The organism is Pseudomonas vlassakiae (assembly GCF_014269035.2).
Classification (GTDB): domain Bacteria; phylum Pseudomonadota; class Gammaproteobacteria; order Pseudomonadales; family Pseudomonadaceae; genus Aquipseudomonas; species Aquipseudomonas vlassakiae.
Map to the genome: position 1 here is coordinate 1 of NZ_JABWRP020000005.1, position 24,513 is coordinate 24,513.

General features: G+C 63.4%; 23 protein-coding genes and 1 pseudogene. 17 read left to right on the forward strand and 7 right to left on the reverse strand.

Going from position 1 to position 24,513, the window contains the following annotated elements:
- Positions 1 to 49 precede the first annotated feature (49 nt).
- The 4 genes and pseudogenes from HU738_RS08020 to HU738_RS08035 all read right to left on the reverse strand — a co-directional run bounded on the left by HU738_RS08020 (position 50) and on the right by HU738_RS08035 (position 7,572).
- Positions 50 to 4,579 (reverse strand): hemagglutinin repeat-containing protein, encoded by a 4,530-nt coding sequence (locus tag HU738_RS08020; RefSeq protein WP_186603239.1) that lies wholly within the window; start codon positions 4,577 to 4,579, stop codon positions 50 to 52.
- A 27-nt stretch (positions 4,580 to 4,606) separates the two neighbouring features.
- Complete coding sequence (locus HU738_RS08025) at positions 4,607 to 6,286, reverse strand: ShlB/FhaC/HecB family hemolysin secretion/activation protein (protein ID WP_186603238.1); 1,680 nt, start codon at positions 6,284 to 6,286, stop codon at positions 4,607 to 4,609.
- Between the two features lie 161 nt (positions 6,287 to 6,447).
- Positions 6,448 to 6,867, reverse strand: a pseudogene (locus HU738_RS08030) (L,D-transpeptidase family protein); the annotation flags it as partial.
- A gap of 153 nt (positions 6,868 to 7,020) precedes the next feature.
- Positions 7,021 to 7,572: an NUDIX hydrolase gene (locus HU738_RS08035; protein ID WP_176509762.1), complete on the reverse strand. Its 552-nt coding sequence runs from the start codon at positions 7,570 to 7,572 to the stop codon at positions 7,021 to 7,023.
- A gap of 126 nt (positions 7,573 to 7,698) precedes the next feature.
- On the opposite strand from HU738_RS08035, the gene HU738_RS08040 reads away from it, so the two are divergent.
- The 5 genes from HU738_RS08040 (at position 7,699) to purT (ending at position 10,836) form a co-directional block, all read left to right on the forward strand.
- Complete coding sequence (locus HU738_RS08040; protein WP_027920115.1) at positions 7,699 to 8,298, forward strand: CoA pyrophosphatase; 600 nt, start codon at positions 7,699 to 7,701, stop codon at positions 8,296 to 8,298.
- Positions 8,299 to 8,342: 44 nt separating this feature from the next.
- Positions 8,343 to 8,867, forward strand: a complete 525-nt coding sequence (locus tag HU738_RS08045; RefSeq protein ID WP_110637284.1) for a gamma carbonic anhydrase family protein — start codon at positions 8,343 to 8,345, stop codon at positions 8,865 to 8,867.
- Positions 8,860 to 9,063, forward strand: coding sequence for a DUF1289 domain-containing protein (locus HU738_RS08050; protein ID WP_060512568.1), 204 nt, complete (start codon positions 8,860 to 8,862; stop codon positions 9,061 to 9,063). The genes HU738_RS08045 and HU738_RS08050 overlap by 8 nt, the downstream gene beginning before the upstream one ends.
- A 46-nt stretch (positions 9,064 to 9,109) precedes the next feature.
- A complete protein-coding gene (locus HU738_RS08055; protein WP_027920112.1) occupies positions 9,110 to 9,577 on the forward strand; it encodes a 7-cyano-7-deazaguanine/7-aminomethyl-7-deazaguanine transporter in 468 nt (155 codons plus the stop codon).
- A 77-nt stretch (positions 9,578 to 9,654) separates the two neighbouring features.
- Complete coding sequence (gene purT / locus HU738_RS08060; RefSeq protein ID WP_103445466.1) at positions 9,655 to 10,836, forward strand: formate-dependent phosphoribosylglycinamide formyltransferase; 1,182 nt, start codon at positions 9,655 to 9,657, stop codon at positions 10,834 to 10,836.
- Positions 10,837 to 10,868: 32 nt separating this feature from the next.
- Here the strand turns inward: purT and HU738_RS08065 are convergent, their stop codons facing one another.
- From HU738_RS08065 to HU738_RS08075, 3 genes are all read right to left on the reverse strand, one after another.
- Positions 10,869 to 12,167, reverse strand: a complete 1,299-nt coding sequence (locus HU738_RS08065; protein ID WP_186603236.1) for an MFS transporter — start codon at positions 12,165 to 12,167, stop codon at positions 10,869 to 10,871.
- A gap of 272 nt (positions 12,168 to 12,439) precedes the next feature.
- Positions 12,440 to 13,645, reverse strand: a complete 1,206-nt coding sequence (locus HU738_RS08070) for a transporter associated domain-containing protein (protein WP_186603235.1) — start codon at positions 13,643 to 13,645, stop codon at positions 12,440 to 12,442.
- A gap of 9 nt (positions 13,646 to 13,654) precedes the next feature.
- Entirely contained in the window at positions 13,655 to 14,464 is an 810-nt protein-coding gene (locus HU738_RS08075) for a cytochrome C assembly family protein (protein WP_186603234.1), read from the reverse strand.
- 195 nt (positions 14,465 to 14,659) lie between these two features.
- On the opposite strand from HU738_RS08075, the gene ffh reads away from it, so the two are divergent.
- The 12 genes from ffh (at position 14,660) to HU738_RS08135 (ending at position 24,428) form a co-directional block, all read left to right on the forward strand.
- Positions 14,660 to 16,036 (forward strand): signal recognition particle protein, encoded by a 1,377-nt coding sequence (gene ffh / locus HU738_RS08080; protein ID WP_003252139.1) that lies wholly within the window; start codon positions 14,660 to 14,662, stop codon positions 16,034 to 16,036.
- 259 nt (positions 16,037 to 16,295) lie between these two features.
- A complete protein-coding gene (rpsP, locus tag HU738_RS08085; RefSeq protein WP_003259424.1) occupies positions 16,296 to 16,547 on the forward strand; it encodes a 30S ribosomal protein S16 in 252 nt (83 codons plus the stop codon).
- A gap of 5 nt (positions 16,548 to 16,552) precedes the next feature.
- Positions 16,553 to 17,089 (forward strand): ribosome maturation factor RimM, encoded by a 537-nt coding sequence (rimM, locus tag HU738_RS08090; RefSeq protein ID WP_054887025.1) that lies wholly within the window; start codon positions 16,553 to 16,555, stop codon positions 17,087 to 17,089.
- Between the two features lie 3 nt (positions 17,090 to 17,092).
- Positions 17,093 to 17,845 (forward strand): tRNA (guanosine(37)-N1)-methyltransferase TrmD, encoded by a 753-nt coding sequence (gene trmD, locus HU738_RS08095; RefSeq protein WP_003252146.1) that lies wholly within the window; start codon positions 17,093 to 17,095, stop codon positions 17,843 to 17,845.
- A 42-nt stretch (positions 17,846 to 17,887) separates the two neighbouring features.
- Positions 17,888 to 18,238: a 50S ribosomal protein L19 gene (rplS, locus tag HU738_RS08100; protein WP_054887024.1), complete on the forward strand. Its 351-nt coding sequence runs from the start codon at positions 17,888 to 17,890 to the stop codon at positions 18,236 to 18,238.
- A 93-nt stretch (positions 18,239 to 18,331) separates the two neighbouring features.
- Positions 18,332 to 18,739, forward strand: a complete 408-nt coding sequence (locus HU738_RS08105; RefSeq protein ID WP_054887023.1) for an acyl-CoA thioesterase — start codon at positions 18,332 to 18,334, stop codon at positions 18,737 to 18,739.
- A 153-nt stretch (positions 18,740 to 18,892) separates the two neighbouring features.
- Entirely contained in the window at positions 18,893 to 19,789 is an 897-nt protein-coding gene (gene xerD / locus HU738_RS08110) for a site-specific tyrosine recombinase XerD (RefSeq protein ID WP_176509757.1), read from the forward strand.
- Positions 19,790 to 19,944: 155 nt separating this feature from the next.
- The gene (locus tag HU738_RS08115) at positions 19,945 to 20,703 is read left to right on the forward strand and encodes a thioredoxin fold domain-containing protein (protein WP_186603233.1); all 759 of its coding nucleotides are present in this window, start codon (positions 19,945 to 19,947) and stop codon (positions 20,701 to 20,703) included.
- An 82-nt stretch (positions 20,704 to 20,785) separates the two neighbouring features.
- Positions 20,786 to 22,090, forward strand: a complete 1,305-nt coding sequence (locus tag HU738_RS08120) for a homoserine dehydrogenase (RefSeq protein WP_186603232.1) — start codon at positions 20,786 to 20,788, stop codon at positions 22,088 to 22,090.
- A 49-nt stretch (positions 22,091 to 22,139) separates the two neighbouring features.
- Positions 22,140 to 23,549 (forward strand): threonine synthase, encoded by a 1,410-nt coding sequence (gene thrC, locus HU738_RS08125; RefSeq protein WP_027920098.1) that lies wholly within the window; start codon positions 22,140 to 22,142, stop codon positions 23,547 to 23,549.
- A 129-nt stretch (positions 23,550 to 23,678) separates the two neighbouring features.
- Positions 23,679 to 24,068, forward strand: a complete 390-nt coding sequence (locus tag HU738_RS08130) for a histidine kinase (protein ID WP_186603231.1) — start codon at positions 23,679 to 23,681, stop codon at positions 24,066 to 24,068.
- Positions 24,069 to 24,146: 78 nt separating this feature from the next.
- Positions 24,147 to 24,428 carry a DUF3509 domain-containing protein gene (locus HU738_RS08135; RefSeq protein ID WP_176509754.1) on the forward strand — a complete coding sequence of 94 codons (282 nt, stop codon included), beginning with the start codon at positions 24,147 to 24,149 and terminating at the stop codon, positions 24,426 to 24,428.
- Positions 24,429 to 24,513 lie beyond the last annotated feature (85 nt).

Below are 24,513 nucleotides of genomic sequence, written 5' to 3' on the forward strand. Positions count from 1 at the left end.
TCCCATAGGCGCTGAACATCCCAAGGCAGGCACATCCGTGCCTCCCCCCTTATTCCGCCTTACCACCCTGCACACTGGAAACCCACTGCTCACTGCGACTATGCCCACTGGTCCGCAACAGCCCCAGGTCCAGCGCATTTTCGCCATTCGCCGCGCCTTTGCCCTTGGCCATCTCGGCAATCGCCGTACCCAGGTCCACCGGCGAATTGGACGCATCGACCGACACATCCCGACGGTAATCATTGCCACTCAAGGTTTCCCGGCTCACCGAGCTAGCATCGAGCGCGACCGCACCCTTGGCCGACTGCAACCGCGCGCCAACCAGCTGGGCATCACCGCCCACCTTCAGCTCGACACCGTCACTGCCCTTGAGCACCGCCTGCTGCCCTACGCTGTCACGCTGCACGTGCGACACCTGAAAGCTCAAGGTCGGCGAGAAGCCCGGGTCGGCCTTGCTCAAGGCCGACCCGGCTTTCTCCTTCACCTTGCCACCCAGCGGCCCGGCCAGCGAGGTGGCGGCGTTGACATAGCCCTGCGGGTTTTTCTCCTGGCTCAAGCGTGCATCGCCCTTCACCGTCAGGCTGTCGACGCTGTCCTTGCGGCTGGCGATGCGCAGGTCCCCATCGATCGCGCCGGTGATGCGCCCGGCTTCCAGGCTGGCGCCTTCGATGCGGGTATCACCACGGCTTTGCAGGTCGATGGTTTCGGCGCGCAGGTTGCTGGCGTTCCAGGTCTGGTTGTCGCGTTTGTCCAGTTCGACCTTGGCCCGGCCATGCAGGCCACGGGTGTCGGTGGTGCCTGCGGTCATGTTGAAACCGGCACCGGCAGTGATCTCGAGATTGTTGCGCTGCTCCTGATTGGAGGAGGCTTCGATCAGCATGCCGCCGCTGGACGCGTTGAGCGCGATCTGTTCGGCGGCTGCCTGCAGGCCCTCCAGGTGCAGGGCGATGTCTTCGCGAGCAGCACTGCTGAGGGTCAGCTTGCCGGCACTGGCGAACCGGGCATCTACGGCCTGACGGGCGTTTTCGTCCTGCGTGCCATGGGTGAAATGGCCACCGATGCCGCCGCCTTTGGTCTCGCCCATCTTGGCAGCCAGCTCCAGGCCACCGCCGAGTTTGCCGCCGTTGGCCTGCTGGGTGTCGCTGCCTGCCTTGACCTGCAGCACGCCATCGCTGTGCAGGCGAATATCGCCCACCTTGGCTTCACGACTGCCGATGCGGGTGCCTTCCAGCGACAGATCACCTGCGCTGCTCAGGCGGACTTCCCCCTTGGCGTCGATCTGTGCGACGTGTGCCTTGGTCTGCACGGTTTGCAGCTGCGCGTGGTCAAGGTAGCCACGGCCATCGAAGCCGGTGCTGCCCGGCCGGTTGCCGACCTTGGCCCACGCATTGCCGTCGAGCTGGCGGGTCAACTCCTCGGTGCGGTCGTTGGCCTGGGGCAGCGACAGGTTGCCTTCACTGTGGATGACCACTTCACCTTCGCCACCATTGATGCGTGTACCCTCATATTGACCATCGCTACCCAGCTGGACCTGAATGCCCTGTTGCCCATAAAGGCTGCCGGGTACTGCAGTGCCGGCCGTTGTCTGCTTGTCCAGCGAGCCACCCTTGCCCGCGCCGCGGGCGTTCAGGTCGCTGCCGGAGCTGGTGTCGATGCGCAGGTCACCGCCATAGGCCAGGCGCTGCACGCTGTCCTCCTGGGTGTTTTCGGCGGCACGCATCGTATGCGTCTGGGCCTCGATCTGCAGTTGGCCGGCATTGGCACGCCAGGCGGTACCCTGGTCGTCGAGGGTGTCAGCCTTGACCTCGACCTTCGCACCCGACAGCTCACTCACCTGGGCAATGCCACGGCGCTGGTTTTCCAGGCGTTTGAGGTGCTCGACGGTCATGTCGGCACCGACGCTGGGGGCCACCATGGCGTCCTCGGGTGAGGCCTGCTGGAAGCGCGCGGCTTCTTCGCCCAGCACCAGCCGTTCGATCGGCCGGGTCAGGTCGCGGTACTCGACGCTGGCGCCGAGGCTGCCGGACCATTCGTTGCGGAGTTCTTCCCGATCATGGGTATCCAGAACTGCGCGGTTGTCGATGCGCTTGGCGCTGACCATGAGGGTATCCCCGGCAGTGACGCGTGCGGCTTCGGTCACCAGTTCGTCAGCATTGACCTTCACGTTGCCGCTGGCCTGCAGTTCGCTGCGTTGGGCCTGGCTGTCGCGCTCGGTCAGCACGGCCTTGTTGTGATGGCCTTCGAACAGGCTGCCCAGGCGGTCGATGCCTCCCGTAACAGTCAAACCGCCGCCGCTCTGGGTGTCGGTGATGGTTGAGTCGCGGCTGTTGCGCGTGGCGCCGAGCGTGACCTGGCTGGCGTCCACGTCGAGATCGCCGTCGCTGGCCTGGACCTTGGAGCCATTGACCTGCAGATGTGTCCCGCTGTTCAGGGCGACCGATGCCCCCTTGAGTTCGCTTGCAACCTGGGTCGTTTCGCTTTGCTTGCGGGTGCTGTCATCCACGTCGTAGGCCAGGCCGGCACTGTACTGATGTGACTCGCGCTTGCCATCTTTGGCGCCTTGGGTCTGCTTGGCGCTGGCAGTCAAGCCACGCTGCCGGGTGTGGGTTTCGCTCTCGGCAAGCGCCTGGCTGCTTTCTATCATGACGTCCCCTTTGGCCTCGACTTGCAAATGCTGGCCCGCTTCCACCTTGGCGCCCTGGATACGCATTTCATCGGCACTGGCCAGGCGCAGGTTGCTGCTGGAGGAGACATCGCTGATCAATACCTGATCGTTGCGGGATGTGCGCGTGTTGTCGTTGCCGAACAGGCCGAACACCTGGCTGCTGCTGTCATGATCGGTCGAGGTGCTGCTGGCGTGATCAGCCGCGATCGTCAGCTGGCCTTTCGTGCTGTAGAGCACTGCGTCCTCGGTACCGTTGACTGTGCTGCCCTTGATGGTCACCTGGTCGGCAATCACCTCCAGCTTTCCACCTGCAATCACCTGGCTGCCGGCGACGGTCTGGCCTTGAGTGTCATTACCTTTGCGGTCACCGAAGAATGTCCCGGACACCAGGTCGCCGCGGTAGCCGCTTTCGCTGTTGGTGTCTTGCAGCGCCAGGGTGCCCACTTCTACCTGCCTGCCGTTGATGGCCATGTCGCTGCGGCTTTTCAATGTGCTGCCGCGTACCTTGACGGTATCGCTTGCCTTCAGCGTCATGCGATTGGCGTTCAACTCGCTGGGTTTGGCCGTTTCCTTGAACTGCTCGGTATCGCGGTCGCCCCGCCACAGATGCTTGCGGTGGCGAATGGTTTCTTCGATGCGCTCGCTGTCCAGCCCGCCGGCGATATCCAGGTCGCCGCCGCTGGCGAGGGTCAGTTCTTCCAGTACATTGATATCGGCGGCCACCAGTTGCATGTCGCCGCCTGACTCCAGTAGCACACTGTCCCGGCCCAGCAGGCGGGTGCCTTGCTGACTGGTCTGAGTGGTGGTGCGCTCACTGTCATAGGTTTCGTGGGTGATGAAGACAAATTTCTTGCTCCAGTTGTCCTTGTCTTTGCTGAGTGCCTGACGGGCTTCGCCATCCAGCGTCAGTTTGTTCCCGGCCCTGATCTCGATGCGTTCCGCCTGGCCATCGGCATTGTGTAGCGCAAGGTCATCAGCGGCGCCGAGACGCAGCAAGCCGTGTTTGGTATTCAGCGTGGCGTACTGCTCGCCTGCACCGCTGATCGTCAGGGCGCCGGCCGATTGCACGTCGATGCCGTGATCGGCCCGGAAGTCCATCGGCCCCATGCGCACGCCTGCACCTTCGGCAGTGCTCACCACGCGAATGCGCCCGGCGCGCATGGCACCGAACAGACTGGCGTCGATGCTCGACGGGGTGCCAGGCAGGTGTTCGAGGACCTGCCCATCGGCATGAGCGATGCGATTACGGCCGACGATCACGTTGAGGTCCCCCTTGGCCATGAGCAAGCCTTGCTGGTCCACCTTGGGGGCAATCAGATCAAGCGCACCCTCGGCATTGCTCTGGCCATCGCTTAGCACCTGCAAGGTGCCTGCGGTGTTCAGCGTGTTGAAATTGCGCAGCTGTTCATCCTGCAACTCGGGTGTGCCGACCACGAACCCGGCACGGGTGGTGTTGATGAAACTGCCGCCATTGAGGGTGATGCCATTGGGGTTGGCAAGAATGTAGTCGGCAGGGCGGCCGAAAATTTCCTGCGGGCCTTCGATCAGCGAGGCGTTGCGGCTGACCACCTCGTTGAGAATGGTCGACGCCGCCTGGCCCTGGAACTGCGGGTTGGCGGCCAATGCGCCGGCCAGTTGCGACTGGCCGTCTTGCAAGGCGTTGTTCAGCACTACACCTGCGCGGGCGACGTTGTAGTCGAGGAACTGGTTATGCGACAGGCCACTGGCGTTGGGTGGGACGATGTCGATCACCGGCACGCCATGATCGTTGTTGATGATGGGCGTGCCTGCCGGGCCGCTGACGGCCTCCAGCCCGCCCTGCGCCAGCGCGCTGGTGGGCCCGAGCAGGGCGAGGAAGATTGCCCAGCGCAAGGTGTCCGGGCGGTCAGACGGTAACGGCGAGAGTATCTGCATGTTCTCGTTCTCTTTGTTGTGGGTGAATCAGATGCTCAGGGTGCACTCCAGTACCCAGAAGCCAGGCTCCAGGCGGGAGCGGGGCAGGTCACTGGTATAGAGGGCGCGTTGGTAGTCGAGCCGCAGCCGGGCGTTTGTCAGGCTCAGTTCGATGCCGGCGGCTGCGCCTGCCAGGCGTTGCGAGGGCTTGCCCGTGGCGTGTCGGGTCCAGCCCACGTCCAGGCCGAGGTGGGGGCGTATCTGCAGGGGGTGGGCCCAGTGCGCTGGCAGTGGTTGGCTGAAGGTATTGCGCCAGGCCGCACCGTTGGCTCCGGAGTAGGTGCGCAGGCGAAAGCCGCGTACCGTCGAGTCGTCGCTGACCAGTAATTGCTCGACGGCGGGCAACGCGTGTTCGCTGTACTGCAAGGCCAGCTCGCTTTGCCAGCGCCAAGGTGTTTCAGGCGGCCCCTGGCGCAGGTGCAGCAGGCTGGCGCGGTACTTGCGAAAATCCGGGCGCAGGCGTTCGGCACCCAATGGCTCCTCGTCGGCAGCGAACCAGTCCAGGCCTTGGGCAACACCCACATAGCCGTTCCATAACCCGCCTTCGAGCCACAGCAGATTGATGCCAGCCTCGATACTGCTGAGTGTCGGGCTCTGCTGGGTGATGACGGCGCCAGCGCTGCGATTGATCAACTGCTTGCGGTCCAGCCGCACGCTGGCGCTGAGCATGCCTTGCTGGTTGCGCCACAGCATCCGCTCGATGCTCAGGCCCTGGTAGCTGCTGCTGCCGTCGCTGGTCTGCCGACTGTGCGGCAGCGGTGCGTCGTAGGTCAGTTGGCTGGCGTTGAGGGCAAAGGTCCAGGGGCCGTAGGGGACGCTGTAGTACAACGTGACGCCCTGCACCTGGCCGGGGGCTTGGTAGACGCTGGAGAGCAACGACACGCGCAGGTCGTCATTGAGCCCCAGCGGGCTGTCCAGGCCAAGGCCGAGGTTAAGCCGGTGGCGACCGGTCAGCTCACTGCCGCGGTTGTCCAGGCGACTGTCCAGGTGCCAGCGTGAGCCAATCTTGTGCGGTTGCAGCACAACCCGGGTGCCGCCCTGCAGCTCGCCGGGCAGCAAATCCATGCCCACGTCAAAGGCGCGCAGGCGATTGAGTTGGTCCAGCCCCTGCTCGAGGGCAGGCAGGTAAAGGGGCTTGCCTAGTACGCCAGGGAAGGCGCCTGGCAAAGACAATGGCAGCTCGGGGTCGTCGAGTTCGATGGATTCGACGAAGCCTTCGACGATGACGATGTCCAGGGGGGCAGCATCCCGAGGCTGTTGGCGCAGGTAGGGGCGGCTGGTTGGAAATCCGGCACTGGCATACAGCTGGGTGATGCCCCTGAGCAGGCTATTGATCTGATCGATGCCCATGCAGGGCAGCAGCCACTTGCGCAGCGCGGGCTCGAGCGCCTGATCCGCAAGTTGGCGGTTGCCGATGATGCGCAGGCCGGACACGGCCCAGCACTGACTGTCTTCCGGCAGGGCGGCGCTCTGCCCATTGCGCTCCGGTGCAGACGGCTGTTGCCAGCGCTTGAGCCGCTGTTGCTGTTCGAAATGCCGCAGGGATTGCTGCTGGTCGCGCAGTTGCAGGCTGGCAGGGTCGTCAGCCAGGACCGTGTGGGAGATCAGCATGCCAGCCAGGCAACCGGCGAGCAGCCTGCTGGCGGCGTGAAGGAGTCGGCACTGCATTAGGCACCCTCGCAAATGGCGTACGGGTTACGTACTCGTTTGCGTGGATGCTAAGAATTCAAGCCGTCGGTTGGATGCAGTCCCTGGCCTAAGCAAGATGTAGGGCAGGTGTGTATTTGAAGTATGAAACGTCCTACAAGCTCAATCTGAATGCAGGACTATCAAGGGCGAATCTCGATCAGGGTGCCGTCGCGGACCAGGTCCCAGACTTCCTGCATGTCGCGGTTGCGCATGGCGATGCAGCCGTCAGTCCAGTCGAGGGTGTGGAAGTACCACTCGGGGTAGTTCTCGTCGATCGGCGTGCCGTGGATCATGATCATGCTGCCAGCGCTCCAGCCTTCGCGGCTGGCGCGGGCGGCGTCGCTGATGTTCGGGTAGGTGATGTGCATGGCCAGGTTGAAGCGGTCGCTTTCCTTGCGCCAGTCCAGCCAGTACAGGCCTTCAGGGGTCTTCTTGTCGCCCTCGCGTTCCTTGGCGCCCTTGGGCTGCTTGCCCAGCGAAATGCGGTAGGTCTTCAGCGGTTCGCCGCGGCTGATCAGCTGCAGGCGGCGCTCGGACTTGATCACCAGCACCTTGTCGATCAGCGGCTGCATGGCCGCTTGGGATTGCGACTGGGCCGGCACCGGCGGTTGCGGCTTGCGAATGATGACTTCGGTGAAGGCCGCCTGGGACACCGTGGTAACGCAAAGGCAGAAAAGGGCGAACAACCAACGCATGAAGCAGTACCTGCGAGCTTAAGTGGTGGGCGAAACATTCATCGGCGGCAGGTATTCATGGCCAATCGGGTAGTGCTGCCTGATGCGGTCGCGATAATAGCATTCTAGTGTGCGAGTGACGGTGCGGAAAGCCAGCTCGCCCCACGGGATTTCGTGTTCCTCGAACAATCGCACCTCCAGGCTTTCGACGCCGACGGCAAAATCCAGGTCGGCCAGCTCGGCACGGAAGAACACATGTACTTGGTTGATGTGCGGCAGGTCGAACAGCTGGTACAGGGCCATGTCGCCGACCCGGGCGCAGGCTTCCTCGTCGGTTTCGCGACGGGCGGCCTGGTCGAGGGTCTCGCCGTTTTCCATGAAGCCCGCCGGTAGCGTCCAGAAGCCGCGGCGCGGCTCGATGGCGCGACGGCACAGCAGCACCTGGCTGCCCCAGGTGGGCAATACCCCGGCGACGATGTTGGGGTTCTGGTAATGAATAGTCTGGCAAGACTCGCAGACGAACCGCAGGCGGCTGTCGCCCTCGGGAATCTGCTGAATGACTGGCTGGCCGCACGCGCTGCAAAATTTCATGCTTTTCTTCCCTCTTGACGGGGTTATCTTGGCGCGCCAGGCGGGGCTGCCGCAAGCGCACGGGGCTTGGGTGCTTCGCGGCTTTGGTGCATCATGCAAGGCAGGCCTTGGAAACGAGAGTGCGCAATGCTGGACGAGCTACTTCGCCGTATGAGCAACCACCAACCCGCTTCACTGGAAACCGACCGACGGTTCCCCGAGGCGGCGGTACTTTTGCCCATCACCCGCAGCGAAGCGCCCGAGCTGGTCTTGACCCTGCGTGCCAAGGGGTTGTCGACCCACGGCGGTGAAGTCGCCTTTCCTGGCGGCCGCCGCGACCCGGAAGACCCGGACCTGGTGTTTACCGCGCTGCGCGAAGCCGAAGAAGAAATCGGCCTGCCGCCCGGCCTGGTGGAAGTGATCGGCCCACTCAGCCCGCTGATCTCCCTGCACGGCCTGAAAGTGACCCCGTTCGTCGGCTTGATCCCGGATTTCGTCGAATACCGCGCCAATGATGCTGAAATCGCGGCAGTCTTCAGCGTGCCGCTGGAATTCTTCCGCCAGGACCCGCGTGACCACACCCACCGTATCGATTACCAGGGGCGCAGTTGGTACGTGCCCAGCTACCGCTACGGCGAGTACAAGATCTGGGGGTTGTCGGCGATCATGATCGTCGAGCTGGTCAACCTGTTGTATGACGCCGGTATCAGCCTGCATCAACCCCCCGAGCGCTACATCGAAATCTGAGCGGCGCACACCCCGCCGCCTGCGTGAACCCCTGAGGAGCAAACATGAAATACCGCCTGGGCGACCATCGGGTCGAATGCCACCCCACCAGCTGGGCCGCACCCAATGCCACCCTGATCGGCAAGGTGCGCCTGCAGGCCCGTGCCAGCGTGTGGTTCGGTGCGGTGCTGCGGGGTGACAACGAGCTGATCGACATCGGCGAGGACAGCAACGTCCAGGACGGTACGGTGATGCACACCGACATGGGCTCGCCGTTGACCCTGGGCAAGGGCGTGACCATCGGCCATAACGCCATGCTGCATGGCTGCTCGGTCGGCGATTACAGCCTGATCGGCATCAACGCCGTCATCCTCAACGGCGCGCGGATCGGCAAGCACTGCATCATCGGCGCCAACGCGCTGATCCCGGAAGGCAAGGAAATTCCTGATGGCTCGCTGGTGATGGGCTCGCCGGGCAAGGTGGTGCGCGAGCTGACCGAACAGCAGATGCGCATGCTCGAAGCCAGCGCTGCGCACTATGTACACAATGCCGAGCGTTATGCGCGGGAGCTGGTGGTTGACGATGAGTGACGTAGCCGTAGAGCGGCCGGTGGCTTCGCCGTGCGTAAGCATCTGCGCCCTGGACGAGCAGGACATCTGTACCGGCTGCCAGCGTACCGTGGCCGAGATCGGCCGCTGGGGAAGGATGGACAATACCGAGCGCCGGGCGGTGCTCAAGCTGTGCCATGAGCGCGCGGTGGCTGCCGGCCTGATCATTGGGCACTGACCGCGAAATCAAGTAACCTGTGTGGCTTGCCCACAGATCACTCGCCATGTTCTATCTCATTGCCTATATCAGTAGCGTAGTACTGATCAACTACGCCTTCTCCAGCGCCCCGCACCTGGACATCATCTGGTCCTGCTGGGGCGGCCTGGTGTTCATTCTGCGCGACATGGTGCAGACCCGCTTTGGCCACGGCGCGCTGATTGCCATGCTGCTGGCCCTGGTGCTGTCGTACGCCACCTCGGAGCCGGCCATTGCCTTGGCCAGCGCCACCGCGTTCTTCGTCTCCGAGCTGATCGACTGGCTGGTGTTCAGCATCACGCGCCGGCCGCTGCGTGACCGCCTGTGGCTGAGCTCGGCACTGAGCATTCCGGTGGATACCTTCATCTTCTTCGGCATGATCGGTGCGCTCACACCGGCGGTGATCGGCACCGCCATGGCGTCCAAATTCGCCGGTGTCACGGCCGTCTGGCTGGCCATGGCATTTCGTGCGCGGCGGGCCGCTGTCGCGGGCTGATGGTGTAGAATACCGGTCCTTTTTCAGCGGGCCGTGCCAAAGCCTGGTGCGGCCCCGGACGCCTTCGAGGACCTGAAATGACCCGTATCGGAACCCCATTGTCGCCAACCGCGACCCGTGTGCTGCTCTGCGGCTGTGGCGAGCTGGGCAAGGAAGTGGTGATCGAGCTGCAGCGCCTGGGCGTCGAGGTGATCGCCGTCGACCGCTACGCCAATGCCCCGGCGATGCAGGTGGCGCACCGCAGCCACGTGGTCAACATGCTCGATGGCGTTGCCCTGCGGGCAATCATCGAAGCGGAAAAACCGCACTACATCGTTCCGGAAATCGAGGCCATCGCCACCGCCACGCTGGTCGAGCTGGAGAACGAAGGCTTCAACGTGGTGCCGACCGCACGCGCCACCCAGCTGACCATGAACCGTGAGGGCATTCGCCGCCTGGCGGCCGAAGAGCTGGACCTGCCAACCTCGCCGTACCACTTCGCCGACACCTTCGAGGACTACGCCAAGGCCGTGGCCGACGTCGGCTACCCCTGTGTGGTCAAGCCGGTGATGAGCTCTTCGGGCAAGGGCCAGAGCCTGCTGCGCAGCGATGCCGACCTGCAGAAGTCCTGGGACTACGCCCAGGAAGGCGGCCGTGCCGGCAAGGGCCGGGTGATCATCGAGGGCTTCATCGACTTCGAATATGAAATCACCCTGCTGACCGTGCGCCATGTCGGCGGTACCACCTTCCTCGAACCGGTGGGGCACCGTCAGGAGAAGGGCGACTATCAGGAATCCTGGCAGCCGCAAGCCATGAGCGCGAAAGCCCTGGCCGAGTCGCAACGCGTGGCCAAGGCGGTTACCGATGCACTGGGTGGCCGTGGTCTGTTCGGCGTGGAGCTGTTCGTCAAGGGCGACCAGGTGTGGTTCAGCGAAGTCTCGCCGCGCCCGCATGACACTGGCCTGGTGACCCTGATTTCCCAGGACCTGTCGCAGTTCGCCCTGCACGCCCGCGCCATTCTCGGCCTGCCGATCCCGGTAGTGCGCCAGTTCGGGCCGTCGGCTTCGGCGGTGATCTTGCCGGAAGGCCAGTCACAGCAGACCAGCTTTGCCAACCTGGGAGCCGCCCTGAGCGAGCCTGACACGGCGATTCGCCTGTTCGGCAAGCCGGAAATCAACGGCACGCGCCGTATGGGTGTGTGCCTGGCGCGTGATGAATCGGTCGAAGCGGCGCGGGCCAAGGCGACCCGCGCATCGCAGGCGGTCAAGGTCGAGTTCTGATCCGAAGGGGGCCGCAAAGCGGCCCCACTTGCTTACAGCTCGGTATCGCGGGTTTCCTTCAGGCACAGCACGGCAATCAGGCTGATCACGGCCGCCGCCGACACGTAGCCACCCACCCAGCTCAAGCCCCCCATGCTCACCAGCTTCTGGGCAAAGAACGGTGCTGCCGAGGCGCCGACGATGCCGCCCAGGTTGTACGCCGCCGAAGCGCCGGTATAACGCACGTGGGTCGGGAACAGCTCTGGCAGTAGCGCCCCCATCGGTGCGAAGGTCACGCCCATCAGGAACAGCTCGATGGCCAGGAACAACGCCACGCCCGTGGTCGAGCCCGAGGTCAGCAGGGGCTCCATGGCAAAGCCCGAAGCCACCGCCAGCAGGCCGCCGACGACCAGCACCGGCTTGCGTCCGTAACGGTCGCTCAGCCAAGCCGACAGCGGCGTGGCCAGGGCCATGAACACCACGGCGAAGCACAGCAGGCCAAGGAAGGTTTCGCGGCTGTAGCCCAACGTGGTCACGCCGTAGCTCAGCGAGAACACCGTCGAGATATAGAACAGCGCATAGCACACCACCATGGCGGCGGCGCCCAGCAGCGTTGGCATCCAGTATTTGCCGAACAGGTCGACCACCGGCATCTTCACCCGTTCGTGACGGGCGACTGCCTTGGCGAACACCGGGCTCTCTTCAAGCTTCAGGCGCACATACAGCCCCACCAGCACCAGCGCGGCACTGAGCAGGAACGGAATGCGCCAGCCCCAGTCCCGGAATTGCTCGTCGCTGAGCAGCATGGCCAGGGACAGGAACAGGCCGTTAGCCGCCAGGAAGCCGATCGATGGGCCAAGTTGCGGGAACATGCCGAACCAGGCGCGTTTGCCCTCCGGCGCGTTCTCGGTGGCCAGCAGCGCGGCGCCGCCCCATTCGCCACCCAGGCCAAGGCCCTGGCCGAAACGCAGCAGGCAGAGCAGGATCGGTGCCCATACGCCGATGCTGTCGTAGCCCGGCAGCACACCGATCAGTGTGGTCGATACACCCATCAGCAGCAGCGAAGCAACCAGGGTCGACTTGCGCCCGATGCGGTCGCCGAAGTGACCGAACAGCGCCGAGCCCAGCGGGCGGGCAAGGAAGGCGATGCCGAAGGTAATGAATGCGGCGAGCATCTGTGCGGTGCCCGACCCGGAAGGGAAGAACACCGGGCCGATGACCAGCGCGGCGGCAGTGGCGTAGACGTAGAAGTCGTAGAACTCGATGGCGGTGCCGATGAAGCTGGCGGTGGCGACCCGCGCAGGCGAGTTGACCGGCGCGGCAGGCGCCTCGGCATAGGTGGTGGATGTCATTAAGTAGGTCCCTGACAGTCTGTTCCGCTCCACGGCATTGTCCGTGGCCGGTGCCGGCGTTGAGGGTGGGCACGGCTTGGCGGACGCCGGAGCGTATTGTTGTTGTGTTCGCGCACCTGACACCGGCCCGCAAGGGTAGGGGTGGGAGCGGGCACTGTTCGGGGTGTTGAAGCAGGACCGCGGGGCGTGTCAGTGCAGCGGACTGGCCGTGTGGCGCCGGGTGCGGGTAGCGGGCGGAACGGCGGGGCTGGGTAAGCGTGACCCGAGTATAGCTACCGGGTCACGGTCCATACCAGTACCTTGCTGGCACAATTGTCCTCTGTTTCGAGGATTTCCAGGCGATAGCGGCCGATCTTCAGGCAAACGGCGCTTTCCGGAATGCTTTCGAGGGCTTCGGTGACCAGCCCGTTGAGGGTTTTCGGGCCACCGTCACACGGCAGGTGCCAGCCCAGGGTACGGTTGATTTCACGCAGCGAGGCGTTGCCTTCGATGACGAAGGTGCCATCGGGCTGCGGGTGCACGTGCGGGTTGTCCAGGCTCTGCTCGTCCTCGAACTCGCCGACGATCTCTTCAAGGATGTCTTCCAGGGTGACGATACCCAGCACCTCGCCATACTCGTCCACCACCACGCCCAGGCGCCGCTGCTGCTTGTGGAAGTTCAGCAGTTGCATCTGCAGTGGCGTGCTTTCCGGCACGAAGTAGGGCTCGTAGCAGGCGCCCAGCAGCTGCTCCGCAGTCAGCTCGGCCTTGGGCAGCAAGTGGCTGATGAGCTTGGTGTTGAGGATCGCTTCGACCTGGTTGATGTCGCTGTGATACACCGGCAGGCGAGTGTGCCGGCTGACGATCAATTGCTCGATGATCTGTGTGATGGGGTCGTCGAGGTTGATGCCGTCGACTTCGTTGCGAGGCACCAGGATGTCGTTGACGGTGATCTTGTCCAGCGACTGCAAGCCGTCCAGCAGGCCATGGCGCGGCGCCTCGTGCTCATCGTCTTCGTCGAAGACGTCGTCTTCCTGCGGATGCAAGGCCACTGCCGTGGGCTGCGCGCGGAACGGCCGCAGCATCAGCTTGGCGATGCCATCGAACAGGCAGGCCAAAGGTTGCAGCAGGGCGAGCGGAAACGGGCGCAGGCTCAGGCCAAGGCTGATGAACGCCTGCGGGTTGCGCCGGGCCAGGCGCCGCGGCAGGAATTCGGCGAACACCAGCAGCGCTGCCACCGCGCCCAGGCCCGCGAGCCAGAAGCCGTGTTCGCCGCTCTGGCGTTGGCCGATCAGGCACGCCAGGCCCAGCACCAGCAGCTTGCCCAGGCTGGCGCACAGCACCAGGGCCTGGGCTGGCAGCGGCGGCGGGGCGTCATCGCCGTTGCGCAGTGAACCATTGAGCTGCAGGCGGGCAGCGTCGACGGCGGTGAACAGTGCCGACCACAGTAGCGCCAGTGCCAGAATGCCGAGTAGCGGTGCGTACGGCAGGGTGTCCATGGGCGGCCGTCAGATATGCAGGATGAATTCGCGGACCAGCTTGCTGCCGAAGTAGGCCAGCATCAGCAGGCAGAAACCCGCCAGGGTCCAGCGGATCGCCTTGTGCCCGCGCCAGCCCAGGCGGGTGCGGCCCCACAGCAGCACGCTGAACACCACCCAGGCCACACAGGCCAGCAGCGTCTTGTGCACCAGATGCTGGGCAAACAGGTTCTCGAGGAACAGCCAGCCGGAAATCAGCGACAGCGAGAGCAGGCACCAGCCTGCCCAGAGGAAGCCGAACAGCAGGCTTTCCATGGTTTGCAGCGGCGGGAAGTTGCGGATCAGGCCGGACGGGTGCTTGTTCTTCAGCTGGCGGTCCTGCAGCAGCAACAGCAGCGACTGGAACACCGCGATGGTGAACAGGCCATAGGCCAGGATCGACAGCAGGATGTGCGCGAGGATGCCCGGCTCTTCGTCGATCAGCGGCACGGTGCCGGGCGGGGCGAACTGGGCCAGCAGGGCGGTGACGGCGCCGAGCGGGAACAGCAGCACCAGCAGGTTTTCCACTGGGATACGCAGGCAGGCCAGCAGCGTCAGGGCGATGACCGCCACGGCGATCAGGCTGGCAGCGCTGAAGAAGTCCAGGCTCAGCCCCAGCGGGGTGATCAGCTGGAAGAACAGTGCGCCACCCTGGGCGACCACGGCGAGGGCGCCGAGCAGGCCGAGCAGGCGTTTGTCGGCCTTGCGGCCCCGGGCCAAGTAGGTGCCCTGATAGATGGCCGCAGCTATATATAAGCCGGCGGCGATCAGGTTGGGGATGAGGCTGGGTGAGGAAACCATAAGTCCTGGTTGCAGAGCCCTGAAAGAGACGGAGTTTGGCATAGAACGCCACCGGCCATCCAGACCGATCGGCAGCGAGGTGTGCGCCGCCGCTGCACTTCGTTATAATCGCCGCCTTGCTGTGCCTGACGGGTGTGCATTTCCCCCTCGGGCGCCTGACAAACCTCGGCTTTTACTGGGCCTGAAAGGATCACCATGTTCGAAAACCTGACCGACCGCCTGTCACAGACGCTGCGCCATGTCACCGGCAAGGCCAAGCTGACCGAAGACAACATCAAGGACACGTTGCGCGAAGTGCGCATGGCCCTGCTCGAGGCCGACGTTGCCCTGCCGGTGGTCAAGGATTTCGTCAACAGCGTCAAGGACCGTGCGGTCGGCACCGAGGTATCGCGCAGCCTGACTCCGGGCCAGGCGTTCGTGAAGATCGTCCAGGCCGAACTGGAAAGCCTGATGGGCGCGGCCAACGAAGACCTCGCGCTGAACGCCGCGCCGCCTGCCGTGGTGCTGATGGCCGGCCTGCAGGGCGCCGGTAAGACCACCACTGCCGGCAAGCTGGCGCGCTTCCTCAAGGAGCGCAAGAAGAAAAGCGTGATGGTGGTTTCCGCCGACGTCTATCGCCCGGCGGCGATCAAGCAGCTGGAAACCCTGGCCAACGACATCGGCGTGACCTTCTTCCCGTCCGATATCAGCCAGAAGCCGGTGGCCATCGCCGAAGCTGCGATCCGCGAAGCCAAGCTCAAGTTCATCGACGTGGTCATCGTCGACACCGCCGGTCGCCTGCACATCGACGCCGACATGATGGACGAGATCAAGGCCCTGCACGCCGCAGTCAAGCCGATCGAGACCCTGTTCGTGGTCGACGCCATGACCGGCCAGGACGCTGCCAACACCGCCAAGGCGTTCGGCGAGGCCCTGCCGCTGACCGGTGTGGTGCTGACCAAGGTCGACGGTGATGCCCGTGGCGGTGCCGCGCTGTCGGTGCGCGCCATCACTGGCAAGCCGATCAAGTTCATCGGTATGGGCGAGAAGACTGAAGCCCTCGAACCCTTCCACCCGGACCGTGTCGCTTCGCGCATCCTCGGCATGGGTGACGTGCTCAGCCTGATCGAGCAGGCCGAGCAGACCATCGACAAGGCCAAGGCCGACAAGCTGGCCAAGAAGCTGAAAAAGGGCAAGGGTTTCGACCTCGAAGATTTCCGCGACCAGCTGCAGCAAATGAAGAACATGGGCGGCCTGGGCGGCCTGATGGACAAGCTGCCGAGCATCGGCGGGGTCAACCTGTCGCAGATGGGCAACGCCCAGGGCGCGGCCGAGAAGCAGTTCAAGCAGATGGAAGCGATCATCAACTCGATGACCCCGGCCGAGCGTCGCGACCCTGACCTGATCAGCGGTTCGCGCAAGCGCCGCATCGCCCTCGGCTCTGGCACCCAGGTTCAGGACATCGGCCGGCTGATCAAACAGCACAAGCAGATGCAGAAGATGATGAAGAAGTTTTCTGCCAAGGGCGGCATGGCCAAGATGATGCGCGGCCTGGGCGGGATGCTGCCGGGCGGCGGCATGCCGAAGCTGTAACCCCTATTTTGGGGGCCTACTCTTGGATGAGTGGGCCCCCGGAACCCCCGCTGCGGCGGGGCAACGGCCACGGATTGCGTGGCTTAACCGGCAAATCTGTGCGGTGGGGCAGGGCCCTGCCGAAAAAGGCATTTGCAAATGTCCGTGTATTCCCCGAGAATATGCGGCCTTTTGGGCACCCGTGTGCCTATTTGGCATTCAGATTTGCAGTACCAGCTGCTGTATGAACTGCAGCACCGACTATAGGAACGATGTTCACATGGTAACCATTCGTCTGGCCCGTGGCGGCTCGAAAAAGCGCCCATTCTACCACCTGACCGTGACCAACTCGCGTAACGCCCGTGACGGCCGTTTCGTTGAGCGCGTAGGTTTCTTCAACCCGATCGCTGCTGGCGCCGAAGTCAAGCTGTCGGTCAACCAAGAGCGCGTCAACTACTGGCTGAGCCAGGGTGCACAGCCGTCTGAGCGCGTTGCTCAGCTGCTGAAGGACGCTGCCAAGGCTGCTGCCTGAGTAGTATGAACGCGACGCCAGAAAAGGCTGACGACCTGATCGTCGTTGGCAAGATTTTTTCGGTTCACGGCGTTCGCGGCGAGGTGAAGGTGTATTCCTTTACCGATCCGATTGAAAACCTGTTGGATTATCCACGCTGGACGCTTCGGCACGAAGGCAAGGTAAAGCAGGTCGAGCTGGTCAGCGGTCGTGGCTCCCAAAAGGGCCTGGTCGTGAAGTTGAAAGGCCTCGATGATCGTGATGAAGCCCGTCTTCTGAGTGGTCACGAAATCTGCATTGCGCGGAGCCTTTTGCCCAACCTGGCTGCCGACGAGTACTACTGGTACCAGTTGGTGGGTCTGAAGGTCATCAACCAGGACGAACAGCTGTTCGGCAAGGTCGATCACCTGTTGGAGACCGGTGCGAACGATGTAATGGTGGTCAAACCCTGCGCAGGCAGCCTGGATGATCGCGAGCGTCTGTTGCCCTACACGGCGCAATGCGTGCTCGATATCGACCTGGAAGCGGGCGTGATGCGGGTTGAGTGGGACGCGGACTTCTAACCGATGGGTAACCTTCGCGTAGACGTCATCACGCTGTTCCCCGAGATGTTCTCGGCCATCACAGAGTACGGCATTACCAGCCGCGCGGTGAAACAGGGGTTGCTTCAGGTGACTTGCTGGAACCCGCGGGACTACACCACAGATCGCCACCATACCGTGGATGATCGGCCGTTTGGCGGTGGTCCGGGCATGGTGATGAAAATCAAGCCTCTGGAAGATGCCCTGGTTAGCGCCAGGCAAGCGACCGGAGCTGCGGCAAAGGTGATCTACCTTTCGCCACAAGGCCGCAAGCTGACTCAGCAGGCGGTCAAAGGCCTGGCCGAACAGGAATCGTTGATCCTGATCGCCGGTCGTTATGAAGGCATCGACGAGCGCTTTATCGAGGCTCATGTCGATGAGGAGTGGTCGATTGGTGACTATGTGCTTTCCGGTGGCGAGCTGCCGGCCATGGTACTGATCGATGCGGTTACACGGCTGCTGCCCGGAGCTTTAGGGCATGTGGACTCGGCGGAGGAAGACTCTTTCACCGACGGTCTGCTGGATTGCCCGCACTACACCCGACCTGAGGTGTATGCGGATCAGCGTGTTCCCGACGTGTTGCTAAGTGGCAACCATGCACATATCCGGCGATGGCGGATGAAGCAGTCCCTTGGTAGGACCTTCGAACGACGCGCCGATCTTCTGGAAAGTCGCTCGCTTTCTGGAGAAGAGAAGAAGCTGCTCGAGGAATATCTCCGCGAGCGGGACGATAGTTAAACGTATCGATGGTGGATCAAGTATCCATCTTAGGAGCACAGCATGACCAACAAGATCATCCAGCAGCTCGAAGCCGAGCAGATGAACAAGGAAATCCCGACCTTCGCACCAGGCGACACCATCGTCGTCCAGGTTAAAGTGAAGGAAGGTGATCGTTCCCGTCTGCAGGCGTTCGAAGGCGTTGTTATCGCCAAGCGTAACCGCGGTCTGAACAGCGCCTTCACCGTGCGCAAGATCTCCAGCGGCGTCGGCGTTGAGCGTACCTTCCAGACCTACAGCCCGCAGATCGACAGCCTGGCCGTGAAACGTCGTGGTGACGTGCGTAAAGCCAAGCTGTACTACCTGCGCGACCTGTCCGGCAAAGCCGCTCGCATCAAGGAAAAACTGTCCTGAGTACAGTTTGCCCGGTGGCCAAGGCCGCCTAGCGAGAAAAAAGCAGCCTTCGGGCTGCTTTTTTGCTTTCTGAAACCTGTGAAAGTGATGGATATGAGCAGCCGAGACCAGGAAATCCAGCGCCGCACCGAGCTGTCGGTGACCCGCGTGACCAAAGCGGTGTTCCCCAACACCACCAACCACCACAACACCCTCTTCGGCGGCACGGCGCTGGCCTGGATGGACGAAGTGTCGTTCATCGCCGCAACGCGCTTCTGCCGGCTGCCGCTGGTGACCGTGTCCACCGACCGCATCGACTTCAAGCACCCGATCCCGGCAGGTTCGATCGTCGAACTGGTGGGCACGGTGGTCAAGGTGGGGAATACCAGCTTGCAGGTACAGGTGGATGTGTTCGTCGAAAACATGTACCTGGATGGCCGCGAGCGGGCAATCCACGGGGTGTTCAGCTTTGTCGCCATCGACGAGGACAAACGCCCGGTACCCGTTTTGCCCCAGGCCTGAGTTGTCCTGCTCTGGCCCTGTCGCGGCTAAAGCCGCTCCTGCAAGAAGCGCGCAGCACCTGTAGGGGCGGCTTAAGCCGCGATAGGGCCAGTACAGACAACCCATAAGCTGCTGTGAAACACTAGGCCGACTTCCAACACCCAGCAGCCCCGCATGCCCGCCCTAGACCATCCCCTGATCGACCAGTTCCTCGACGCCCTGTGGCTCGAAAAAGGCCTGTCCGACAACACCCGCACCTCCTACCGCAGCGACCTGGCCCTGTTCAATGGCTGGCTCCATGAGCATTCGGTAGCGCTGCCCGACGCCGGCCGCGAACTGATCCTTGATCACTTGGCCTGGCGCCTGGACCAAGGTTACAAACCTCGCTCCACAGCGCGCTTTCTCTCCGGGCTGCGGGGCTTCTTTCGCTACCTGTTGCGGGAAAAGCTGGTCGCCGTCGACCCGACCCTGCAGGTCGACATGCCGCAACTCGGTCGGCCCTTGCCCAAATCCCTGTCGGAAGCCGACGTCGAAGCCCTGCTGCAGGCTCCGGACCTGGGCGAAGCCATCGGTCAACGCGACCGCGCCATGCTCGAAGTCCTTTACGCCTGCGGCCTGCGCGTTAGCGAACTGGTCAGCCTGACCCTCGACCAGGTCAACCTGCGCCAGGGTGTGCTGCGGGTGATGGGCAAGGGCAGCAAGGAACGCCTAGTGCCAATGGGCGAGGAGGCGGTGGCCTGGCTGGAGCGCTACCTGCGTGATGGCCGCGCCGAACTGCTGAACGGCCGCCCCAGCGACGTACTGTTCCCCAGTCAGCGCGGCGAGCAGATGACCCGCCAGACCTTCTGGCACCGCATCAAGCACCAGGCGCGGGTGGCCTGCATCGACAAGCCGCTGTCGCCGCATACCCTGCGCCATGCTTTTGCCACCCACCTGCTCAACCACGGTGCCGACCTGCGCGTGGTGCAGATGCTGCTGGGCCACAGTGACCTTTCCACCACGCAGATCTATACCCATGTAGCCAAGGCGCGGCTCCAGCAATTGCACGCCCAGCACCATCCGCGTGGATGAATGTTTTTCATGTTCCGCCGACCGGTCCTTGCAGGCCCCTTCATCCGCAGCGTGATGTGGTAGGCTTGGGCGGTTTGCATCAAGGGCCGCACGGTCGCCGCGATTTTTTGCGCAGGTGACGCCCTCCGGCCCCTGTCCGCCTCCAGGAGTTCCCCATGCGCGTGACCCATATTTTCGCCGCCGCCGTGATGGCGCTGGCCAGTACCTTTGCCGTTGCCGCGGCTGACAGCAATGCCAGCGCCGAGCAGGCCATCCGCAAGTCGTTGCAGAACCTCGAACTCGAAGTGCCGGTGGAAAGCGTCGGCAGCAGCCCGCTCAATGGCCTTTATGAAGTCAAGCTGCAGGGCGGCCGTGTGCTGTATGCCAGTGCCGATGGCCAATACGTCATGCAGGGCTACCTGTATCAGTTGCAGGACGGCAAGCCGGTCAACCTGACCGAGAAGGCCGAGCGTCAGGGTGTTGCCAAGCTCATCAACGGCATTCCTGCCGCCGAGACCGTTGTCTATCCTGCCAAGGGCGAGACCAAGTCGCACATCACTGTCTTCACCGACACCACCTGCCCGTATTGCCACAAGCTGCACGCCGAAGTGCCCGAGCTCAACCGCCGCGGTATCGAAGTGCGCTATGTCGCCTTCCCGCGTCAGGGCCTCGGTTCGCCTGGTGACGAGCAGCTGCAGGCAGTCTGGTGCTCCAGCGATCGCCGCGCGGCGATGGACAAGATGGTCGAAGGCAAGGAAATCAAGGCTGCCAAGTGCGCCAACCCGGTCAGCAAGCAATTCCAGCTGGGCCAGCAGATCGGCGTCAACGGCACGCCGGCCATCGTGCTCGAGAACGGGCATGTGATTCCGGGTTACCAGCCGGCACCACAAGTGGCCAAACTGGCCCTGGCTGGCGAGCAGCAGGCCGCCAAGTAATTCATTCAATACGCCGTCGTCATGGGGTGACGGCATGTTTCACGGTCGGTGAAGGCGCCGGCCGTTCAATGGGGAGTTCACAGTGAAACCGGTCAAAGTAGGCATCTGTGGGTTGGGGACCGTCGGTGGCGGAACCTTCAATGTACTTCAGCGCAACGCCGAGGAGATTGCCCGCCGTGCCGGGCGCGGTATTGAAGTGGCACAGATTGCCATGCGCTCGCAGAACCCGAACTGCCAGATTACCGGTACCCCCATTACCGCTGATGTGTTCGACGTTGCGAGCAACCCGGAGATCGACATTGTCATCGAGCTGATCGGTGGCTACACCGTGGCGCGTGACCTGGTGCTCAAGGCCATCGAGAATGGCAAGCACGTGGTGACTGCAAACAAGGCGCTGATCGCCGTGCACGGTAACGAGATTTTTGCCAAGGCGCGCGAGAAGGGGGTCATCGTTGCCTTCGAAGCCGCAGTGGCCGGTGGTATCCCGGTGATCAAGGCGATCCGCGAAGGTCTGTCGGCCAACCGCATCAACTGGCTGGCCGGCATCATCAACGGCACCGGCAACTTCATCCTCACCGAAATGCGTGAGAAAGGCCGCGCCTTCCCCGATGTGCTGGCCGAAGCCCAGGCGCTGGGCTATGCCGAAGCCGACCCGACCTTCGACGTCGAAGGCATCGATGCCGCGCACAAGCTGACCATCCTGGCGTCCATCGCCTTTGGTATCCCGCTGCAGTTCGACAAGGCCTACACCGAAGGCATCACCCAGCTGACTACCGCTGACGTGAACTACGCCGAAGCGCTGGGCTACCGCATCAAGCACCTGGGCGTGGCCCGCCGCACCGCCGAAGGCATCGAGCTGCGCGTGCACCCGACGCTGATCCCGGCCGACCGCCTGATCGCCAACGTCAACGGCGTGATGAACGCGGTCATGGTCAACGGCGACGCCGCCGGTTCGACCCTGTACTACGGCGCTGGCGCCGGCATGGAGCCAACTGCGTCGTCGGTGGTGGGTGACCTGGTCGACGTGGTCCGTGCCATGACCTCCGACCCGGAAAACCGCGTGCCGCACCTGGCCTTCCAGCCAGACTCGTTGTCGGCCCATCCGATCCTGCCAATCGAAGCCTGCGAAAGTGCGTACTACCTGCGTATCCAGGCCAAGGACCATCCGGGCGTGCTGGCCCAGGTGGCGAGCATCCTCTCGGAGCGCGGCATCAACATCGAGTCGATCATGCAGAAGGAAGCCGAGGAGCAGGACGGCCTGGTGCCGATGATCCTGCTGACCCACGGTGTGGTCGAGCAGCGCATCAACGACGCCATCGTCGCGCTGGAATCCCTGCAGGACGTGGTCGGCAAGGTCGTACGCATCCGCGTCGAACAGCTGAATTAATCTGCCAATCGGGCCGCTCTGGCGGCCCTAGCATCGAAGGTTTGCACCCATGCGCTATATCAGTACCCGCGGCCAGGCTCCGGCCCTGAATTTCGAAGACGTGCTGCTGGCTGGCCTGGCCAGCGACGGCGGCCTGTACGTCCCTGAGAACCTGCCTCGCTTCACCCAGGAAGAAATCGCCTCCTGGGCCGGCCTGCCGTATCACGAGCTGGCCTTCCGGGTGATGCGCCCGTTCGTCGAAGGCAGCATCGCCGACGCCGACTTCAAGAAGATCCTCGAAGAAACCTACGGCGAGTTCGCCCACGCTGCGGTCGCCCCGCTGCGCCAGCTGAACAGCAACGAATGGGTGCTCGAGCTGTTCCACGGCCCGACCCTGGCCTTCAAGGACTTCGCCCTGCAACTGCTCGGTCGCCTGCTCGACCACGTGCTGGCCAAGCGCAACGAGCGTGTGGTGATCATCGGCGCCACCAGCGGTGACACCGGTTCGGCCGCCATCGAAGGCTGCCGCAGCTGCGAAAACGTCGACATCTTCATCCTGCACCCGCACCAGCGTGTGTCGGAAGTGCAGCGTCGGCAGATGACCACCCTGTTCGGCGACAACGTCCACAACATCGCCATCGAAGGCAACTTCGACGACTGCCAGGAAATGGTCAAGGCCAGCTTCGCCGACCAGTCGTTCCTCAAGGGCACCCGCCTGGTCGCGGTCAACTCGATCAACTGGGCGCGGATCATGGCCCAGATCGTCTATTACTTCCATGCGGCCCTGCAGCTGGGCGGCCCGGCCCGTTCGGTGGCATTCTCGGTACCGACCGGCAACTTCGGCGATATCTTCGCCGGTTACCTGGCGCGCAACATGGGCCTGCCGGTCAGCCAGCTGATCGTCGCCACCAACCGCAACGACATCCTGCACCGCTTCATGAGCGGCAACCAGTACGTCAAGGAAACCCTGCACGCGACCTTGTCGCCGTCCATGGACATCATGGTTTCGTCCAACTTCGAGCGCCTGCTGTTCGACCTGCACGGCCGCAACGGCGCCGCGCTGGCCGAGCTGATGGCCACCTTCAAGCAGGGTGGCGGCTTCAGCGTCGAGCAAGACCGCTGGACCGAAGCGCGCAAGCTGTTCGATTCGCTGGCGGTCAGCGATGAGCAGACCTGCGAGACCATCGCCGAGGTATTTGCCGCCACGGGTGAGGTGCTCGACCCGCACACCGCGATCGGCGTCAAGGCCGCCCGCGAGTGCCGCCGCAGCCTGGACACGCCAATGGTGGTGCTGGGCACTGCCCACCCGGTCAAGTTCCCTGAGGCGGTGGAGAAGGCCGGTGTCGGCAAGGCGCTGGAGCTGCCGGCGCACCTGAGCGACCTGTTCAGCCGTGAAGAGCGTTGCACCGTCTTGGCCAATGACCTGAAGGCTGTTCAAGCCTTTGTCAGCCAGCACGGTAATCGCGGCAAGCCTCTGTAATCGCATGGCGTTCGGGGCTGCGATGCAGCCCCGGATTTCAAAAAGTTCCTACCTCTTTTGCGGAATTGTCCTATGTAAGGCTGTGAAAGCCTTGTCTAGAGTGGCCGGTCCTTTACCAAGGAGCGGCACATGCGACAGCCCTTCGTGTTGATTCACCCGGCACGCCCATCCCACCAGATCCTCCTGCACCAGGCCTGCAACGCCATGGGCCTGTTCAATGTGCGCGTCACCCACGACCTGGCCGACCTCGACAGCTGCCTGGCCCGTCCACCGCGCGCTGACCTGCTGATTCTCGAGCATGCCGTGAACGATGGCCTGGCCTTGCTCGAACGGGCCGGTCGCACCCGTGCCGTGCTGTTTGTCGGGCATGCCAACGCGGGTTCCCCGAACCTCGCCCATGAAGCCCGGCGCCAGGGCCTGTGGGTGCTCGCCGACCTCCCTTGGCCGCTGCCAGTCCGGCGCTGGCAACGCGCCCTGCAACGTATTCAAACTGTCACGTCGCCCACGCATCCTCACTGAAACAGCCGGGGCGTAACGAACTTTTCGCCACGCGTGCTGGTCAGTTCCTTCATGTCCCATTACATGCGAGTGATCCGGATGGAAAGAATCTGCAGACTGCTCAACGACGCACTAACGCCCTACCAGGCCATGCTGGGCGCCACGGATGCCAACGGCAACCGTCAATTGACCGTGTACGACAGCCTCGGCGGCACGGCCTTGCGGCGCACGGTCAGCCAACGCCAGCTGCAGGAGCAAAGCCTGCTGATTGATCTGGTGGACGGCTTGCACCGTGACTTGCAGATTGTCGAGGGGCGCTTGCAGCCCTGTGTGATCGCGGCCTTGCAACAGCGCCAGCAGCCACAGGGAACCTTTGCCTGAAAGGCTTATCCTAAACATCAAGGGCAGCCGGCCAGTGCACAGCTCCGGCACTGGCGGGTTGTCGTGGAAAGTCCATCAGGACTTT

Coding starts and splice junctions, on each gene's coding strand:
- HU738_RS08020 (WP_186603239.1), bottom strand. CDS start 4,579: ATGCAGATACTCTCGCCGTTACCGTCTGACCGCCCGGACACCTTGCGC.
- HU738_RS08070 (WP_186603235.1), bottom strand. CDS start 13,645: ATGGACACCCTGCCGTACGCACCGCTACTCGGCATTCTGGCACTGGCG.
- HU738_RS08065 (WP_186603236.1), bottom strand. CDS start 12,167: ATGACATCCACCACCTATGCCGAGGCGCCTGCCGCGCCGGTCAACTCG.
- HU738_RS08045 (WP_110637284.1), top strand. CDS start 8,343: ATGAAATACCGCCTGGGCGACCATCGGGTCGAATGCCACCCCACCAGC.
- HU738_RS08115 (WP_186603233.1), top strand. CDS start 19,945: ATGCGCGTGACCCATATTTTCGCCGCCGCCGTGATGGCGCTGGCCAGT.
- HU738_RS08025 (WP_186603238.1), bottom strand. CDS start 6,286: ATGCAGTGCCGACTCCTTCACGCCGCCAGCAGGCTGCTCGCCGGTTGC.
- HU738_RS08105 (WP_054887023.1), top strand. CDS start 18,332: ATGAGCAGCCGAGACCAGGAAATCCAGCGCCGCACCGAGCTGTCGGTG.
- rpsP (WP_003259424.1), top strand. CDS start 16,296: ATGGTAACCATTCGTCTGGCCCGTGGCGGCTCGAAAAAGCGCCCATTC.
- xerD (WP_176509757.1), top strand. CDS start 18,893: ATGCCCGCCCTAGACCATCCCCTGATCGACCAGTTCCTCGACGCCCTG.
- HU738_RS08130 (WP_186603231.1), top strand. CDS start 23,679: ATGCGACAGCCCTTCGTGTTGATTCACCCGGCACGCCCATCCCACCAG.
- ffh (WP_003252139.1), top strand. CDS start 14,660: ATGTTCGAAAACCTGACCGACCGCCTGTCACAGACGCTGCGCCATGTC.
- purT (WP_103445466.1), top strand. CDS start 9,655: ATGACCCGTATCGGAACCCCATTGTCGCCAACCGCGACCCGTGTGCTG.
- rplS (WP_054887024.1), top strand. CDS start 17,888: ATGACCAACAAGATCATCCAGCAGCTCGAAGCCGAGCAGATGAACAAG.
- HU738_RS08075 (WP_186603234.1), bottom strand. CDS start 14,464: ATGGTTTCCTCACCCAGCCTCATCCCCAACCTGATCGCCGCCGGCTTA.
- HU738_RS08035 (WP_176509762.1), bottom strand. CDS start 7,572: ATGAAATTTTGCAGCGCGTGCGGCCAGCCAGTCATTCAGCAGATTCCC.
- HU738_RS08135 (WP_176509754.1), top strand. CDS start 24,147: ATGGAAAGAATCTGCAGACTGCTCAACGACGCACTAACGCCCTACCAG.
- thrC (WP_027920098.1), top strand. CDS start 22,140: ATGCGCTATATCAGTACCCGCGGCCAGGCTCCGGCCCTGAATTTCGAA.
- HU738_RS08055 (WP_027920112.1), top strand. CDS start 9,110: ATGTTCTATCTCATTGCCTATATCAGTAGCGTAGTACTGATCAACTAC.
- trmD (WP_003252146.1), top strand. CDS start 17,093: ATGGGTAACCTTCGCGTAGACGTCATCACGCTGTTCCCCGAGATGTTC.
- rimM (WP_054887025.1), top strand. CDS start 16,553: ATGAACGCGACGCCAGAAAAGGCTGACGACCTGATCGTCGTTGGCAAG.
- HU738_RS08050 (WP_060512568.1), top strand. CDS start 8,860: ATGAGTGACGTAGCCGTAGAGCGGCCGGTGGCTTCGCCGTGCGTAAGC.
- HU738_RS08040 (WP_027920115.1), top strand. CDS start 7,699: ATGCTGGACGAGCTACTTCGCCGTATGAGCAACCACCAACCCGCTTCA.